Here is a 15,782-nt window from a genome sequence, read left to right as displayed (position 1 = left end):
AATGCCGGGGATGGTTATCGCGAGGTTTGGATCCGGGACTATAACACCTTTATAGAGTTGTCTGCAGAAGTATATCCGGCCGAGGAATTAAAGGAAAACCTTTTGGTCTTCTTCCGCATGCAGGGTGATGATGGCAATATTATTGATGGGTTTACCCCTGCAGAAGCAATTTCCAAAGAAGAAACCGATTTTAGTTATTCGGATTTGGAGCCTCGTTATGCCGGTCATAAAAACACCGTGGAAACCGATCAGGAAACCTCCTTGATACAGACCGTTTTTAAATACGTGAAAGTAACAGGGGATACGACCATTTTAGATGTTGAAATTGGCGATAAGACCGTCGCCGAACGTATGGAATGGGCCATGCATTTTTTAATGGATAAACGCTTCTCTACCGAGCATGGTTTAATTTGGGGTGCGACTACCGCCGATTGGGGCGATGTGCAACCAGAGCACGGTTGGGGGGTCGACATTGATGGGAATACCCACAGGGCCATTGACATTTATGACAACGCAATGCTGATCATTGCCTTGGATAATCTGATTGAATTGTTGCCACAAACAGAGTCAAAATGGCTTCCCATACGTAACCAATTGGCAGAAAACGCAAAAAAACAACTCTGGGATGATGAAGCCCAAAAATTCATACCCCATATTTATTTGGATGGCTCGCCATTTCCAGAGGGTTTCAATGAGAATGAAATTTATTACTTTGGAGGTACGGCAGTAGCCATAGAAGCAGGATTGCTTTCAAAAGAGGAAATACGGAATTCCATTGATGAAATGATTTCAAGGGTGAAACAGGCCGGTGCTCCCTCGATCGGGTTAACCTTATATCCTCCTTATCCCGCAGGATACTTTGAGAACAAAATCATGAATCCTGAATATAGTTATCAAAATGGGGGTGATTGGACCTGGTTCGGAGCACGTATGATCCAGCAAATGGTGAAGTATGGTTTTGTTGCCGACGCCTATCAGCAAATAATGCCGATGACGGATAGGGTAATAAAGAACGATGGATTTTATGAATGGTATACTGTGGATAATAAGCCGAAAGGTTCAGGTACTTTTCGAGGTTCGGCTGGTGTACTTTACACAGCAATCCTTACATTTGAAGAATGGGCAAATTCCAATAGTGAATAGGTGGGAGGTGACCAACGGAGCAATATGGAAACAGTTTGACTATGGATTTTAAATTAAACCAGAACAGCCCTGTTCCGCTGCATTCACAGATAGAGGAATACCTTAGAACACTGCTTGTTCAGGATGAATATCGTAGTGGGAAGCGGTTTTTGCCCAAGGAAGTAACCCTGGCTAAAAAATTAGGCGTTTCCAGAAATACGGTACGTCAGGCGGTCAATACCTTAGTAAACGAACATCTCATTCAACGAAAAAAAGGGGTTGGCACCAAAGTGGTCAACAAAAAAATCGCCACACGGCTCGATAATTGGATCAGTTTCACAAAGGAAATGCGAAAACAGGGAATCGAGGTGGTCGATTATTTGGTAACCATTTCCCTTGAAATTGCACCGGATGAGGTATATGGGGCCTTATCTACTTCGAAATCCAAGAAAATATGGAAACTCGAAAAAATAAGGGGGTCAAAAAATGCCAAATACTTATATTCCGTATCCTATTTTCATCCTAGGGTGGGCATAACAGGGAAGGAAGATTTCAGGACGCCCTTGTACGAATTATTGGAGACCGCCCATGATACCATAGTAGCCACTTCCAAGGAAAGCATCAGTGCGATAAAAGCCGATAAAAAACTCGTATCCATCCTCGATGTTGCGCCGAAAACACCTATTTTGAGAAGAGAGCGTTTGGTATGTGACCCTGGGGATAGACCCGTCGAATATAATATCGTATTCTATCATACGGACTACATTACCTACGATATTGAAATAAAAAGAGAACTTTAAATATACATTTTATGACCGACCAAATTGCAATAGGGGTAGATGTAGGAGGAAGCCATATTACGAGCGCAGCTGTTAATTTAAGGACGTTTGAGATTCTTCAGAACAGTTCTTTTTCAGCCAAGATAAATAATAAGGCATCAAAGGAAATCATCATGCAAGATTGGTGCATAGCCATCAACAAGACTATTGAAAGTGCATCCTTACAAAACAGGGCAACTATCGGATTTGCCATCCCCGGGCCTTTTAACTATAAAACGGGAGTGGCCCTTTTTGAGGGAGATAATGATAAATACGAAAGTCTGTATAACGTTTCGATTCCTCAAGAATTGCCTAAATTCATCAATAGCGAACAAGTTGACCTCAGGTTTCTGAATGATGCCACAGCTTTTGGTGTGGGGGTTTCCACACAGGGGAAGGCCAAGAATTGCAAAAAAGTCATAGTGGTGACTTTGGGAACAGGATTTGGTTCAGCATTCATCAATAATGGTGTGCCCCAAGTAAATTCAGATGACGTACCTAAAGATGGTTGTTTATGGGACAAACCCTATAAATCGGGCATTAGCGACGATTATTTCTCTACGCGGTGGTGTATTGAACGCTATTATGAGATTACCTCGAAACGCGTTAAGGGCGTAAAGGAGATTGCCGAGGCGAATACAGAGGAATCAAGAGCGGTTTTCAATGAGTTCGGAAGTAATATGGCAGAATTTATGATTCCGTTTGTCAAAAAGTTCCAAGCTGAGATTATTGTCATGGGAGGAAATATTTCTAAGGCCAGCGACCTTTTTCTACCCATGCTAAAAAGTGAATTGCAAAAGGCAGGATTGCAAACAGCGTTTGAGATATCCCCATTATTGGAAGATGCTGCCATTATCGGCAGTGCTAAACTCTTTGTGCCTGATTTTTGGAACCTGGTAAAAAATGAACTTCCTGAACTTTAAACAATTTTAATATATGGTTTCCAATAAAATTCAACCTAGTAAATTATTCCCTGTATTCCTGACTTTCATTGTTATGGGATTTGTTGATATCGTTGGCGTTTCAACGGGGTACGTGCAGAAAGATTTTGGTCTTTCAGATTCTATGGCCCAGTTTATTCCGTCGATGGTGTTCATTTGGTTTTTTGTTTTTTCTATCCCTGTGGGGATTCTTCAGGATAAGATCGGTAAAAAGAAAATGATGAATCTTGGAATTATCATTACCATTCTTGGGCTGCTCATCCCTTTCATTTATTATTCCTTTGTAGTGGTACTTATTGCCTTTGTCTTTATGGGTATCGGGAATACCATCGTACAGGTGGCAGCAAGCCCGTTGTTACAGGAAGTTACCCCCAAGGAAAAACTTTCAAGTTTCTTAAGCCTCTCCCAGTTCATTAAGGCCATCACATCATTGACGGGCCCCATAATTGCAACGTATTTGGCGATCACTTATGACAAATGGATCTTGGTCTTTGTCGTATACGCGCTTATTTCGCTAGCGAATGTAATATGGCTTTCCATGACCAAGATCGAGGAGAATATTAAATCAGAATCCCCGGCCACCTTTAGTTCATGCATGAAGTTATTGACCAATAAATTTGTACTTACAATGGTAATTGCCATTTTCCTTATTGTTGGGGCTGATGTGGGAATGAACTCAAATATTCAAGGATTTTTAATGAAACTTCACGGGCTTACCTTGGAAAATGCCTCCTACGGGATCAGCATTTATTTTACGGCATTGATGATCAGTAGGTTTGTGGGGGCCATTTTATTGCAATTTTTAAAGCCGGTGTTCTTTTTGGTGACCACTACGGTCTTAGCGATACTTGGCACACTGTTGATTATGTTCTCCACTACCGAAATGATGGCCTATATCGCCATTTTCATTGTGGGTCTTGGGGCAGGTAATCTGTTCCCTTTGGTATTTTCAATAGCGATCAACAAAATGCCATCCAGATCAAACGAGATATCGGGGCTATTGATCATGGCTATTGTCGGGGGGGCTATTATTCCACCGATTATGGGCTATGTAAGTTCCACTTCGGGGATCATAGGCAGCCTTATAGTACTTGTGTCATGTTTTGCATATATGTTGATCATCCCATTTGCGGCAAAAAGGGATAAGGCAGATATGGCCTAAACCAAAATAAATCCGTTCATATATTTCAAGAATCCCCATTTTATTTATGGGGATTTTTGGTTTCATTTGCATACATTTAATTTTTAAGATGGTTCGAATATGGTGGAGATAGAACGTAAATTTTTGGTGAAAGGCGATGCCTATAAAAAGGAAGCTTCCACAAAAATCAGAATAGTCCAAGGTTTTTTGAACACACACCCTAACCGTACTGTTCGAGTTAGGCTGAAGGGAGATTTGGGTTTCATAACCGTAAAGGGCATATCGAATGAATCGGGTACATCCCGATTTGAATGGGAAAAAGAAATCAATGCGAAAGAGGCAGATGCCTTACTCCGACTATGTGAAAAAACCACAATTGAAAAAAACAGGTATGAAATCCCAGTGGGAGATTATATTTTTGAAGTGGACGAATTTCTAGGGGCCAATGCAGGGCTTGTAATCGCTGAGATAGAACTGCAAGATGAAAACGCCGTATTTGAACGCCCTGAATGGCTTGGGAAAGAAGTCACGGGAGAACTGAAATATTATAATTCGGTATTAAGTAAGCAACCTTATAAATCGTGGTAAAATGAAGTATTTAACGTGTATATTGGCCCTATTCACTTTGTTTGCATGCAAGGAGGAACATAAAGTTCCGCAAGAAATCGAGGAGGTGGTAAAAGAAAAAACGATCAGGCAAATCAATGAAGAACTGATACTAAAAGGATATAAAACCTTTGATTTTGTGGAAGAAACCACTAAGGACACCATTCTTATGCAACAATATTTTATCGCTTTTTTAAAGAGAGGGCCAAATCGGTCGCAGAACCAAGCGGAAGCCGATAGTCTACAAGCACTGCACCTTCAACATCTTAGCCGAATGTACACTAATGGTTTTGCGGATATTTCCGGACCCTTTGGTGATGATGGCGATATACGAGGTATTACCATTTACAATACCCCAACCTTGGAAATGGCCGATAGTTTGGCTCATATGGATCCCATGGTTAAAACCGGAAGATTGGTTATTGAAATACACCCATGGTGGGCTGCGAAAGGGTTCTCCTTGCGTTGATGACAATCAACTAGCAAGAACACCTTTTATTTCTAAAAGTGGAATTTGGGTCAGATTTTCTTCTGAAATTGATCCTTTTTCAAAAACAAACCGTTTTTCGTAGAGTTGGCCATGTAAGTAGTAGGTAACATAAAACTCATTGGTCAAATCAAGGACCTCTTTATGAACGAATTCCAGTTTTTGATAGGATTTTGCCTCCAATGCTTCCATATGATGCCTCATCGTGGCGGTTTTCAAATCACCATCATACCCTTTTGACACGACAAAAACCAGCTCTACGGGTAGACTCCCATCATTTATGAGGTAGGCATTCCATGTCTTTTCAAGAAAATCATCGTTCCTTTCCTGAATGAGGGCAATATATACAGCTTTAACTTTGGGTATTTCAATATCCTTTTTCAAAACGGAGGAACTCTTATAATGTGCTTTTGAATTGCTCTAAAAAGCGAACATCATTTTCACTCAATAAGCGAATATCCGATATTTGATGTAACAGTAGAGCGATGCGATCTATGCCCATTCCGAATGCAAACCCTGAATAATCTTTCGAATCGATACCGCAATTCTCAAGCACATTGGGGTCAACCATGCCACAACCCATAATCTCTAACCAGCCAGTACCTTTGGTCATCCTGTAATCGGTTTCCGTCTCTAAGCCCCAATACACATCAACTTCGGCACTAGGCTCGGTAAATGGAAAATAGGAAGGACGGAGTCTGATCTTCGATTTGCCAAACAACTCCGTCGTAAAAAATTGTAAGGTCTGTTTTAAATCGGCAAAAGAAACATCCTTGTCAATATAAAGCCCTTCAACCTGATGGAAAAAGCAATGCGAACGGGCAGAAATAGCCTCGTTTCGATACACCCTCCCCGGTGAGATGGTACGTATGGGCGGTTTATTATTCTCCATATAACGTACTTGAACTGAAGAAGTATGTGTACGCAATAGGATATCTGGATCGGTCTGGATAAAAAAGGTATCCTGCATATCTCTCGCAGGATGGTATTCGGGTAAGTTCAAAGCACTGAAGTTATGCCAATCATCCTCGATCTCGGGTCCTTCGGATACATTGAACCCAATTCTGGAAAAGATATCGATAATCTGATTTTTAACAATGGAAATGGGGTGTCTTGCACCAAGGGCCATGGCTTCCCCAGGTCGGGTCAAATCCCCATACTTACCTGTAACTTCCGTTGTGCTATCGAGCGCTTCCTTAAGTTGGTTCACTTTTTCGGTAGCAACTAATTTAAGCTGGTTGATGGTCTGCCCAAATTCTTTCTTTTGATCAGGAGGCACATTTTTAAACGCAGCGAAAAATTCATTCAACAACCCTTTTTTCCCCAAATATTTTATACGGAAAGCTTCAATGGCTTCTTTGGATTCGGCGGTGAAATTTTCAACTTCCGCTATATGTTCCTTTATCTTATCGATCATGACGCTAAACTAAGAGGACAAATTTAAAATAATATACGAAGTATAATCAAAATAGAACCAATAAAAAACCGTGCCTCTATCGAAAGTACGGTAGTTTTTTGTTATAAAAATCCTATTGGTATTTATCCTTTACATGCTCTTTTATCCAAGTAGTACACTCTTGGAAGGTTTCAAAGATATGTTCTTCGGGTATAAAGTCTGGAATAATATCAATTCGTTCCATCATATACCTAGGTTGGCGTTGCAGGTCAACGAAGAGAACAGTTACCTTGTTTTTGTTCAATTCCTGTAAAACGTCTTCCATTGCATAAAGGCCAGATTGGTCCATATACTGCATACGATCCAAACGTATGATTACATAGGAGGCCGTTTCAGGAATTTGATCTGCCAATGCTTGGAATTCGTTAGTTGATCCGAAGAACAACGGACCTTTGAGGTGTTTTATATATACCTCTTCTATAAGGTTCTTGGGGAAGTTTGCCTCATCTGACCAACCTTTTTCCTTACCCAGTGTCTTAACATCGGATCTTTCAGCAGTGAGGTCACCCATTTGTTTCATGAACATAAGGGAAGCAATAACCAGTCCGACCCCGACGGCATAGACCAAATTCCAGACCGAGGAAAGGACCAATACCACAAGCATGATGACCACTTCTGAACTGAGTTTTAAAGGACCTAATTTTAAATCTTTTGGCATACTAGGAATAGCTTTCAATCCCTTATAGTCCATTACCCCTATTCCTACGGTCACCAGAATCCCCGCTAGAACGGCAGCTGGGATTTGAGAGGCCACTGGTCCCAGGGACAATAAGATAATCAATAATAGTAACCCAGCGACCATACCGGATAATTTGGTTTTACCACCAGCATTGATGTTAACTACTGTTCTTATAGTGGCGCCTGCTCCAGGAATACCACCAAAAATGGCTCCGATACTATTACCGATACCTTGGCCGACCAACTCTTTGTTGGGGTTATGCTTGGTTTTTGTCATATTATCCGCCACGACCGAGGTCAATAGGGAGTCGATTGCTCCCAACAGGGCCAAAGTAAGGGCGGTAAAAAAATAGGGCGTGATTGAACTCAGTTTAAATTCAGTAAAAATTTCAAAATTGGGCAAAGGAAAACCGCTGGGGATTTCTTCGATAGGTCTATAATCCAAGCCAAAACCATAAGCTACCCCCGAAACTACGATCAAGGCCACCAAAGCACTAGGTATGGCAGTGGTTATGCGTTTAAAGCCATAAATGATTATAATTGTTGAGAGTGCTAGAATAACTTCGATCCAACTAATATTTTGCAATGCCCTAGGAAGTATTTTGATCGAACCAATTACCCCGGACGCTTCCGTTTTCGCTAGAGTACGTGCTTCTTTGAGCATATCTTCATCTGTGATATCCTTTGCTCTTCGAATGGTTTCCTCAAAATTTTCAAGCACTAAAATACCCTCACCGGCCTCTTCTTTAAGGATATTATCAAGAATGATTTCTTCCGCATGTGGTTTGAATTGTTCCACGAAGGCTTCATCCTCTTTAGGATAGTATCCAATTGCAGGTAATATTTGGGTTACCAATATGATCACACCTATGGCGGTCATAAACCCGGAAACCACGGGATATGGGATATAACGAATGTACTTACCTACACCGATTAAGCCAAGTGCTATTTGCATTAACCCCGCTAGTAGAAATATGACAAGAATAGCAGGAAGGGCCTTTTCAATACTACCGTCATTAATGGCGATGATACCCGCTATTACGACCATACTTACAGCCGTCATTGGAGCTGTTGGGCCTGATATCTGCGTATTTGTTCCTCCGAAAAGTGCAGCGAAAAAGCTTATGAAAATAGCCCCATAAAGACCTGCACTAGGGCCCAAACCGGAACTTACTCCGAATGCCAATGCCAGTGGTAGGGCAACGATTCCTGCGGTAATACCCCCAAACAAATCGCCCTTTAGATTCGTAAATAGATTTTTCATGAAGATTATTTTCTATTTTAATATAGAATATATGATTTTTCAAATCAAAAGCCAAGATTGTTGCTCCCTTTTGCTTTAAAACCAGGAATCAGTCTAAGTGGTAGATTTCCATGATATCCTTTAGATATCTTTCAAAATCGATTTTCAGGTCTATTAATTTTCCTGTATGGATGTCAAATATCCATCCATGAACTTTTAGCCCTCGTTCTCTATAGGCTTTTTGAACTGCTGCCGTTTTAATCAGGTTCACACACTGTTCTTTGACATTGAGTTCTACAAGACGGTCATATTTTTTCGTGTCATCGTCTATGGCATTAAGTTCATCCTTATGAATGCGGTAAACGTCACGTATGTTTCGTAACCAAGGATTCAGAATACCCAAGTCTGCGGATTCCATGGCCGCCTGAACGCCCCCGCAAGCATAATGTCCGCAGATTACTATTTGTTTCACCTTTAAATGATCTACCGCATAATTGATTACCGACATCGCATTAAGGTCAATACTGATGACCATATTGGCAATATTTCTATGTACAAAAACCTCTCCAGGTTGCGCACCCATCAATTCTTCAGCGGTCACCCTACTATCAGAGCAGCCAATATATAATAGTTCGGGTTTTTGCCCTTGCCCCATTTTTTTAAAATAGTCGGGATCTGTGGAAAGTCTTTCGGCGATCCAATTCTTATTGTTTTCAAAAACAGTATCTATATTCATAATTATTGTTAACTAGATTACTAAGGAAAGATAGGTAAATAAGCCCATACTTAATTTGGTATGGGCTATTTAGTAAAACATTAAATTATTCACTATTCGTAAAAATCCACGGCACCCGTGGATATATCGTACATAGCCCCGATAATTTTGATTTCTCCTTTGGCTTCCATTTCAGAGAGGATTTTACTACGTTCATGTATATTCTCAATGGTAAGCGCTACATTTTTTACAGAAACATTGTCCACAAATTCCAAGTTTTTGGAATTGCGAAGATTTTCATCCTTAGGTTCCTTTACGGCAGCGACGGCAGGTTCTAATTTATTGATCAATGCCGTCAAATTACCCATTCGGGCATGGTCACATGCACCTTTGATCGCTCCACAGCTGGTATGCCCAAGAACAACGATTAGTTTGGTGCCTGCTAATTTACAAGCAAACTCCATGCTTCCTAAGATATCTTCATTCACGAAGTTCCCTGCAATGCGGATACTGAACACATCGCCTAATCCCTGATCAAATACAAGCTCCGCGGAAACCCGTGAATCAATGCAACTTAAAATGGTCGCGAACGGAAATTGTCCTTCACTGGTATCGTTTACCTGTTCCAATAGGTTTCTGTTCGCTTTGAGATTATTTTGAAAACGCTGATTCCCTTCCTTTAAGAATTGTAAGGATTTCGTGGGCGTCATCGTAGCTTGTGTCTCTTTTGTGTGTGCTTTCATAATATGCTTTTATTAAGTTCTTTTTTATCTTTTAAAATTGAATTCCCGAAAGTTGCCTCACTTACCGAGGTGAACATGAGGTTGGTGTCGAGTTTGCCAATAATCCCTTTTATATCGGAATGGATTGAATTACTTTTTTGAGCGTCAAATCCTTTTTCCCTGTCAATAAAAAGCAAATTGATCTTGTTCTTGGCCACGTAGTTGGTAAGGTTGTTCAAGGCGTTATCACTGTGATTGAATACATAATCCACAGTTCTCTTATCAGAAAGGGTTTGTGTCGTATCGGTCATATTCGAATCCTTAATGAACTTAAAGTTCTTCAGCGGTTTATCGCTGAAGGCCATCAATTCCGATGTCAAAGGTTTGTTCATCAAAGATCCGGAACCATTGAGAATGCCCAATGAAAGAGCGTTGTTGGGTTCAAGAACATTTTTATGATTCGTTATCATTATCGTTCCCGAATAACGGTTGAGGACATATGAAGTGATACCATCACCCAATAACTGATATGGTTTTGTTTTCCTCTTGCCTAAAACAACGATATTTGGTTTATGTTTCTCAAAATATCGGGCAATCTCGTTTTTTACATTACCGACAGCAAAGGAATAGTTTATTGGAACTCCATATTCTTGGGCTAAGGGGGCGATTGTTTTTCTCAAGGCACTATTGCTCTTTGTCTGGACGGAATTGATCGATCTCATGGCGGACAGCTGGTTTTCTTTCTCGACCATTTCAGTAGGTTTAAGAACACTGAAAACTTCGATTTCCCCATCAATCATTTTAGCTAGACTAACTGTACTTTTTAAAATGGTTTGTATCGTGTCTTTCAAATCTGAAAGTACGACGATTTTATATTTGTTTGTTTTCATTTTTTATTAGATTTATTTGAGATACTTAACTTAAGCTTATTTCTGACTTGGGTCTGTTTTCAAAAAATTCGATGAAGCTCGTCGGATTCTCCACAATTCCCCTTTTGGATACCAGTTGAATGTCGATGTTCCGTTCTTTGGCCTTAAAGGCAAAATCTTCCAAAATTTCGATAATATCATTATCCAAAAATCTGGTTTTAAGCAAATTAAGTTCCAGATAGGTATCTTTCGGTAAACTGTCCAATTCTTTTAGGATCGCACCTTTGTTAAAAAAGGTCACTTCCTCAGCCAATGACATTTTTATTTTATGCTTGCCATTACTCTTGTCCTCTATATGAAGGAAATGTGAATTTTGGTAGCTTTTCAGTAGGATCACAACAATTCCTACACCAAGACCAAGACCGATTCCGACCAGGAGATCAGTAAAAATAATACCGAGTATGGTAACGATAAAGGGTACGAATTGTTTCCATCCTAGTTTGTACATTTTTTTGAACAAGGCGGGTTTAGCCAGTTTATAACCGACTATAAACAGAACTGCAGCCAGGACCGATAAAGGTATCATGTTCAATAATCTTGGAATAAGTATTACTGATATGAGTAATAGAAAACCGTGTATAATCGTAGATAGCTTGGTCCTTCCCCCAGATTGTATATTGGCGGAACTACGAACGATTACTTGGGTTATCGGAAGTCCTCCGATCATACCAGAGATGATGTTACCTGCCCCCTGTGCCAGAAGTTCCCGATTTGTTGGGGTTACATTCTTATGAGGGTCCAATTTGTCGGTGGCTTCTACACATAAAAGCGTTTCAAGACTGGCTACAAGTGCAATGGTAAAAGCTGTTATCCATATTTCAGGATTTGTGATGGCCCCGAAGTTTGGAAAACTGAACTGAGCTAAAAACGAGGATGCATCTTCAGGAATGGGAACACGGACTAAATGGTCTTTTGAAATGGAAAGGGTATCATGACCTTGAGTAATGATAAAGAAAATAATTCCGACTGCTACAGCGACCAAAGGTCCCTGGATCAACTGAAAGATTTTACCCTTCTTTGAAAGAACCTTATCCCACAACAGCAAGATCGCCAAGCCTAGAATGGCAACTAATGTAGCCCCAGGGCTTATATTGTTTGCCGTTTCGAATATTTCGGAAAAGGTATTTTCACCATCAACTTGTAAAAAGGCCCAATCGCCTTCAGGGTCAGGGTCATATCCAAAAAAATGGGGAATCTGTTTTAAAATGATGATAATCCCGATACCGGTAAGCATCCCTTTAATTACAGAAGAGGGGAAATAATACCCTATTACCCCTGCTTTTAGAAAACCGAAAATCAATTGTATGATACCCCCCAATACTACAGCAACCAAAAAATTTTCATAACCACCCAGAGCACCTATGGCGGTTAGAACGATGGCTGCCAAACCTGCGGCCGGACCACTAACACCAATCTTTGAACCACTTAAGGCACCAACAATGATACCACCTACGATACCGGAAATCAATCCTGAAAATAGGGGGGCACCACTGGCCAAGGCAATTCCTAAACATAAGGGCAATGCAACAAAAAATACCACGACACTTGCGGGAAGGTCGTTCTTAATATATTTAAACATATTTACAATAAATTTTTGTCTTCAAAAGGAATGAAGACAGGTTAGTTCATTAAAAGAAATGATTTTTTGGCTATAGTAATACTTGTAGCGAACACTTAAAACTCATGATGTGAAAACACATACAATGCTGCACTACTTTAAAATAGCCGGAAAATTAGATTTGACTAACCTAAGGGTTCTGGGGGAGGAACGGGAATTTCTAGGGTAAGATTGCTAATACCATTATTATAAAAACAACCTATTTTAGATTTTTTTAGGGGAGAAAGAGGGGAAAAAAGAGCGGGGTCGATATGCACGAATTTTTCCTCTGCTTGGGATTTTTTCCCAGTCTCCTGTTGTTCCTCTTCAGTAAGATTCGTAATTACAACAGGGTTGTCCGTATTAATCAAAGTTAAAACGCTCGGAGCCACAATGGCGAAAATCCATACTACAAGTAAGGTAATAAGAATGTTCGACCTAACCATTTACTCTATTTTTTCACAAATATAATAGTATTACTATTATTGTTAGTTAATGAAATATTAAAAATCTTTCAACAGTTTTATACTTTCCGATGGTATCCAACCCGTTTTGCCGTCAACGATTTTTATTTTTTTCCATTCGTTCAATTCATCCAATACGTTGACTTTGGTCCCTTCATGTAACACAAAAATCTCTTGGCTTCCTTGGTTGGGTTCCGATTTAATACCTACCTCGTTATCAAAAATTATGGCAGGTTGATCAGCCATAAAATCATTGTATTGTATAAAGGCGAATACCACGGTCATTAGTGATATCAATAAGGATATGATACCGGTAACGAAAGCAATTCGTTTGTGCAAGGCGTAATTGAAATAGTAGAAAGCGATATACAACACTACAAAAAGGAGCATAAACCCTATGGCTACATAGCTCCACTGGTCGAAGGATAGGAACCCCGTCAGACTTTTGTATATTTTCGCGAGTCCGGTCTCTGGCATAACCTCAATGGCATCGAGTGTCATATTTTGCGCATAGGAAAGATTGTTTTTTATTTCCTGATCACTGGGGGATAGTAAGAGCGCCTTTTCATAATTATATATACTTGGGGCGATTTGGTTTAATTTGTAATAGGCATTGCCCAAATTGAAATATAATGCAGCGGAATGCTGACCATTTTCAAGAATCCCATTATAGTACTCGATGGCTTTCTGGTAGTCACCATTATTATAGGCCTCCGTTGCCCTATTGAATAGCGCTTCATTCTGGGCCTTTCCGATGAAGGTTGTCAACAATACAATGATATAAAATAGCTTTTTCAATGTTTATAATTGTTTATCGAGATTAGAGATGACTTCGCTCGCCTTGTCATAATCCTGATGCATTTGAACATCTGAAAATGGACTGTATCGTGCCATTTCACAATTTTTCAATAAGCCTATAAATCCTTCTTTTGTACCTTCTTCCACTTCCTTATCAGACAATAGGCTGGTAATTTTATCCTTACTGAATTCAGAAGTCTCGATTTTTAATTTGGCCTTTAAATAATTATGTAATGCTTTTTCCAAGGCAATGTAGAATGCGTCTTTATTCCCTAGGGTTCTCTTGGCTTCCGACAGATATTTCCTTGCCAGTTTGTTGGCTCGTTTAATTCTATTACCCTCAACATCGCTTGCGATGGCATCGCGTTTTTTATGGAATAAGATGGCCAACGGGATCAGGGCCAGTGGTAATAACCACCACGCATAAAAATAAACGGAACCAAAGAAATAATCAGCGCCTTTAGCTGAAAGATCAGGGTTGAGTTTAATAAAATTGAACTGATTTCCTGTGGTGACCACCGACTGTTTGGCATTCATGGGGTTTGTTGTTGCGGTCCCAGAGGCATTCGTAGGCCCCTCGATTACATTGATCATGATTTCTTCAGAATTTATCGTATGATAGGTTTCCGATTTCGGATTAAAATAACTGAACGATATGCTAGGCACAGGGTATTTGCCCTTGAAAGAAGGGACAATGGTATAACTGTCACTTATCTTACCCTGCATTCCGGCCAAGGTAGTGCTAACATTTTCATTGTGTTCAGGGTCATAAACCTCAAGGGAACCTGGCAATTCGGGTGCTGGCAATTGAAATAATTTTAGATTGCCTTTACCGTTTACTACCACATTGGCCTGAAGCGATTCCGATGCATTTAAATGGGTCTTGCTGGTTGTGACCGAAAAATCGAATTCACCGACAGCACCTCCAAAATTCTCGGGTTTCCCTGCAGTGGGCAATGCCTTTACATTGATGGTCCTATTCCCGGCAGATACGGTCTTGTTGGTCTGTGAATAAACCCTTCCCCCGAAAAAATCACGCTTGTTCGTCGGAACGTCTACCGTTACCTCAAGGGTAAGGGGTTCTATATCCAATTTCCCTGATTTTTGGGGATAAAGCACGACCCGCTTTAAGACTACATAACGGTAGGCTTTCCCTTGATAAGTACCATTTTCGGCACTTAATCGCTGTACGGGAATATCTTGGCTCCAAAAGTTATTGTATTTGGGATTATCGAGTGGGCGATAGTTCGATACGCGGATCGATGGACTCACGTAGAGTTTATAGACCACACTTATCTCTTCGTTTAAATAGGGATTGGTCTTAGACACCTCCGCCACTAAATGCAGGTTGTCGTCCGCATAATCATCAATCGTCATATCGTCGCTGGGCTTATCGACCGCTGCGGTAACTTCTACGGTTTTAGTCAAGGATTTATAGACCTTTCCATCGATGACAATAGAAGCTTGTTTGATGGTGAATTTGCCACGAGCTGTCGGGGCCAAGGTGTAGGAGTAGGTTTTTGAATAGGAGCGTACCCCATTGACCCATGAAGAGCTTATGGCCTGCAATGGGCCTGATACTACACGAAAACCATTAAAATCAGGAGGTGTGAAATCATCACCGTCCCGGTTCATGGTAAATTCTATCCGCAGCCTTTCGTTAATGCCCAGCTTTTCCTTGCTCAGGTTCGCTTCAAAGGTTACGGCATCATCCTGTGCGTTCATTGTAAGTGTCATGAACAACAAGGGAAGCAATGCCATACAATATTTAAAGCCTATTTTCATTACCAATCCTTTTCGTTTTTAACTTTGGCACCCTTGACTTTTTGGGCATCAATTTTTTCCTGCACTTTCTTCTCCTCATTTTGCATAGCCTCTAACAGATTTTGAATCTGCTGCGGGGAAAGTTGATTGGGTCTAGGTTGTTGCTTTTCTTTTTGTTGAGGTTGATCACCTTGCTCGGGTTGCTTTTTATCCTCTTCTTTTTTATCCCCGTCCCCTTCTTTGTCGGCCTCTTTTTTTTCGTCGTCTTTATCCCCATCATCACCTTGATCTTTCTTATCAC

Annotated in this window: 16 protein-coding genes and 1 pseudogene; 6 read left to right on the top strand and 11 right to left on the bottom strand. The window is 40.5% G+C overall.

Going from position 1 to position 15,782, the window contains the following annotated elements:
• The 6 genes from WBM98_RS11605 to WBM98_RS11580 form a co-directional block, all read left to right on the top strand.
• Positions 1-1,143, top strand: a 1,143-nt coding sequence (locus tag WBM98_RS11605) for a GH36-type glycosyl hydrolase domain-containing protein (RefSeq protein ID WP_424366184.1), incomplete at its 5' end; no start/stop codon positions are given.
• 41 nt (positions 1,144-1,184) lie between these two features.
• Entirely contained in the window at positions 1,185-1,922 is a 738-nt protein-coding gene (locus tag WBM98_RS11600) for a GntR family transcriptional regulator (protein WP_424366183.1), read from the top strand.
• Positions 1,923-1,933: 11 nt separating this feature from the next.
• A complete protein-coding gene (locus WBM98_RS11595) occupies positions 1,934-2,863 on the top strand; it encodes an ROK family protein (RefSeq protein ID WP_424366182.1) in 930 nt (309 codons plus the stop codon).
• Between the two features lie 13 nt (positions 2,864-2,876).
• Positions 2,877-4,043, top strand: coding sequence for an MFS transporter (locus tag WBM98_RS11590; protein ID WP_424366181.1), 1,167 nt, complete (start codon positions 2,877-2,879; stop codon positions 4,041-4,043).
• 99 nt (positions 4,044-4,142) lie between these two features.
• Positions 4,143-4,610, top strand: coding sequence for a CYTH domain-containing protein (locus WBM98_RS11585; RefSeq protein WP_424366180.1), 468 nt, complete (start codon positions 4,143-4,145; stop codon positions 4,608-4,610).
• A gap of 1 nt (position 4,611) precedes the next feature.
• Complete coding sequence (locus WBM98_RS11580) at positions 4,612-5,097, top strand: YciI family protein (RefSeq protein WP_424366179.1); 486 nt, start codon at positions 4,612-4,614, stop codon at positions 5,095-5,097.
• Between the two features lie 6 nt (positions 5,098-5,103).
• Here WBM98_RS11580 and WBM98_RS11575 read toward each other — a convergent pair whose 3' ends face one another.
• The 11 genes and pseudogenes from WBM98_RS11575 to WBM98_RS11525 all read right to left on the bottom strand — a co-directional run.
• A complete protein-coding gene (locus tag WBM98_RS11575; RefSeq protein ID WP_424366178.1) occupies positions 5,104-5,499 on the bottom strand; it encodes a hypothetical protein in 396 nt (131 codons plus the stop codon).
• A 13-nt stretch (positions 5,500-5,512) separates the two neighbouring features.
• On the bottom strand, positions 5,513-6,532 hold the full coding sequence (gene pheS / locus WBM98_RS11570) for a phenylalanine--tRNA ligase subunit alpha (protein WP_424366177.1): 1,020 nt from the start codon (positions 6,530-6,532) through the stop codon (positions 5,513-5,515).
• Between the two features lie 112 nt (positions 6,533-6,644).
• Positions 6,645-8,513 (bottom strand): SulP family inorganic anion transporter, encoded by a 1,869-nt coding sequence (locus WBM98_RS11565; protein ID WP_424366176.1) that lies wholly within the window; start codon positions 8,511-8,513, stop codon positions 6,645-6,647.
• Positions 8,514-8,601: 88 nt separating this feature from the next.
• Positions 8,602-9,228 (bottom strand): carbonic anhydrase, encoded by a 627-nt coding sequence (locus WBM98_RS11560; protein WP_424366175.1) that lies wholly within the window; start codon positions 9,226-9,228, stop codon positions 8,602-8,604.
• 92 nt (positions 9,229-9,320) lie between these two features.
• Entirely contained in the window at positions 9,321-9,950 is a 630-nt protein-coding gene (locus WBM98_RS11555) for a carbonic anhydrase family protein (RefSeq protein WP_424366174.1), read from the bottom strand.
• Complete coding sequence (locus WBM98_RS11550) at positions 9,947-10,819, bottom strand: universal stress protein (protein WP_424366173.1); 873 nt, start codon at positions 10,817-10,819, stop codon at positions 9,947-9,949. The genes WBM98_RS11555 and WBM98_RS11550 overlap by 4 nt, the downstream gene beginning before the upstream one ends.
• 25 nt (positions 10,820-10,844) lie before the next feature.
• Positions 10,845-12,437 (bottom strand): SulP family inorganic anion transporter, encoded by a 1,593-nt coding sequence (locus tag WBM98_RS11545; protein WP_424366172.1) that lies wholly within the window; start codon positions 12,435-12,437, stop codon positions 10,845-10,847.
• 164 nt (positions 12,438-12,601) lie between these two features.
• Positions 12,602-12,901 (bottom strand): hypothetical protein, encoded by a 300-nt coding sequence (locus WBM98_RS11540; protein ID WP_424366171.1) that lies wholly within the window; start codon positions 12,899-12,901, stop codon positions 12,602-12,604.
• A 57-nt stretch (positions 12,902-12,958) separates the two neighbouring features.
• Positions 12,959-13,717: a tetratricopeptide repeat protein gene (locus WBM98_RS11535; RefSeq protein ID WP_424366170.1), complete on the bottom strand. Its 759-nt coding sequence runs from the start codon at positions 13,715-13,717 to the stop codon at positions 12,959-12,961.
• Between the two features lie 3 nt (positions 13,718-13,720).
• Positions 13,721-15,502, bottom strand: coding sequence for a BatD family protein (locus WBM98_RS11530; protein WP_424366169.1), 1,782 nt, complete (start codon positions 15,500-15,502; stop codon positions 13,721-13,723).
• A pseudogene (locus tag WBM98_RS11525) lies at positions 15,502-15,782 on the bottom strand (tetratricopeptide repeat protein); the annotation flags it as partial. The pseudogene WBM98_RS11525 and the gene WBM98_RS11530, both read right to left, overlap by 1 nt.

Origin of the sequence: Maribacter sp. (assembly GCF_049667165.1) — a bacterium.
Taxonomy (GTDB): domain Bacteria; phylum Bacteroidota; class Bacteroidia; order Flavobacteriales; family Flavobacteriaceae; genus Maribacter_A.
Note: the sequence above shows the minus strand (reverse complement) of the source record. Positions and strands in the feature narration are given on the sequence as shown.

Bases quoted from the DNA above. Each gene is read 5' to 3' on its own strand.
- WBM98_RS11600 (WP_424366183.1), top strand. From the start codon at position 1,185: ATGGATTTTAAATTAAACCAGAACAGCCCTGTTCCGCTGCATTCACAG.
- WBM98_RS11595 (WP_424366182.1), top strand. From the start codon at position 1,934: ATGACCGACCAAATTGCAATAGGGGTAGATGTAGGAGGAAGCCATATT.
- WBM98_RS11590 (WP_424366181.1), top strand. From the start codon at position 2,877: ATGGTTTCCAATAAAATTCAACCTAGTAAATTATTCCCTGTATTCCTG.
- WBM98_RS11585 (WP_424366180.1), top strand. From the start codon at position 4,143: ATGGTGGAGATAGAACGTAAATTTTTGGTGAAAGGCGATGCCTATAAA.
- WBM98_RS11580 (WP_424366179.1), top strand. From the start codon at position 4,612: ATGAAGTATTTAACGTGTATATTGGCCCTATTCACTTTGTTTGCATGC.
- pheS (WP_424366177.1), bottom strand. From the start codon at position 6,532: ATGATCGATAAGATAAAGGAACATATAGCGGAAGTTGAAAATTTCACC.
- WBM98_RS11565 (WP_424366176.1), bottom strand. From the start codon at position 8,513: ATGAAAAATCTATTTACGAATCTAAAGGGCGATTTGTTTGGGGGTATT.
- WBM98_RS11560 (WP_424366175.1), bottom strand. From the start codon at position 9,228: ATGAATATAGATACTGTTTTTGAAAACAATAAGAATTGGATCGCCGAA.
- WBM98_RS11555 (WP_424366174.1), bottom strand. From the start codon at position 9,950: ATGAAAGCACACACAAAAGAGACACAAGCTACGATGACGCCCACGAAA.
- WBM98_RS11550 (WP_424366173.1), bottom strand. From the start codon at position 10,819: ATGAAAACAAACAAATATAAAATCGTCGTACTTTCAGATTTGAAAGAC.
- WBM98_RS11545 (WP_424366172.1), bottom strand. From the start codon at position 12,437: ATGTTTAAATATATTAAGAACGACCTTCCCGCAAGTGTCGTGGTATTT.
- WBM98_RS11540 (WP_424366171.1), bottom strand. From the start codon at position 12,901: ATGGTTAGGTCGAACATTCTTATTACCTTACTTGTAGTATGGATTTTC.
- WBM98_RS11530 (WP_424366169.1), bottom strand. From the start codon at position 15,502: ATGAAAATAGGCTTTAAATATTGTATGGCATTGCTTCCCTTGTTGTTC.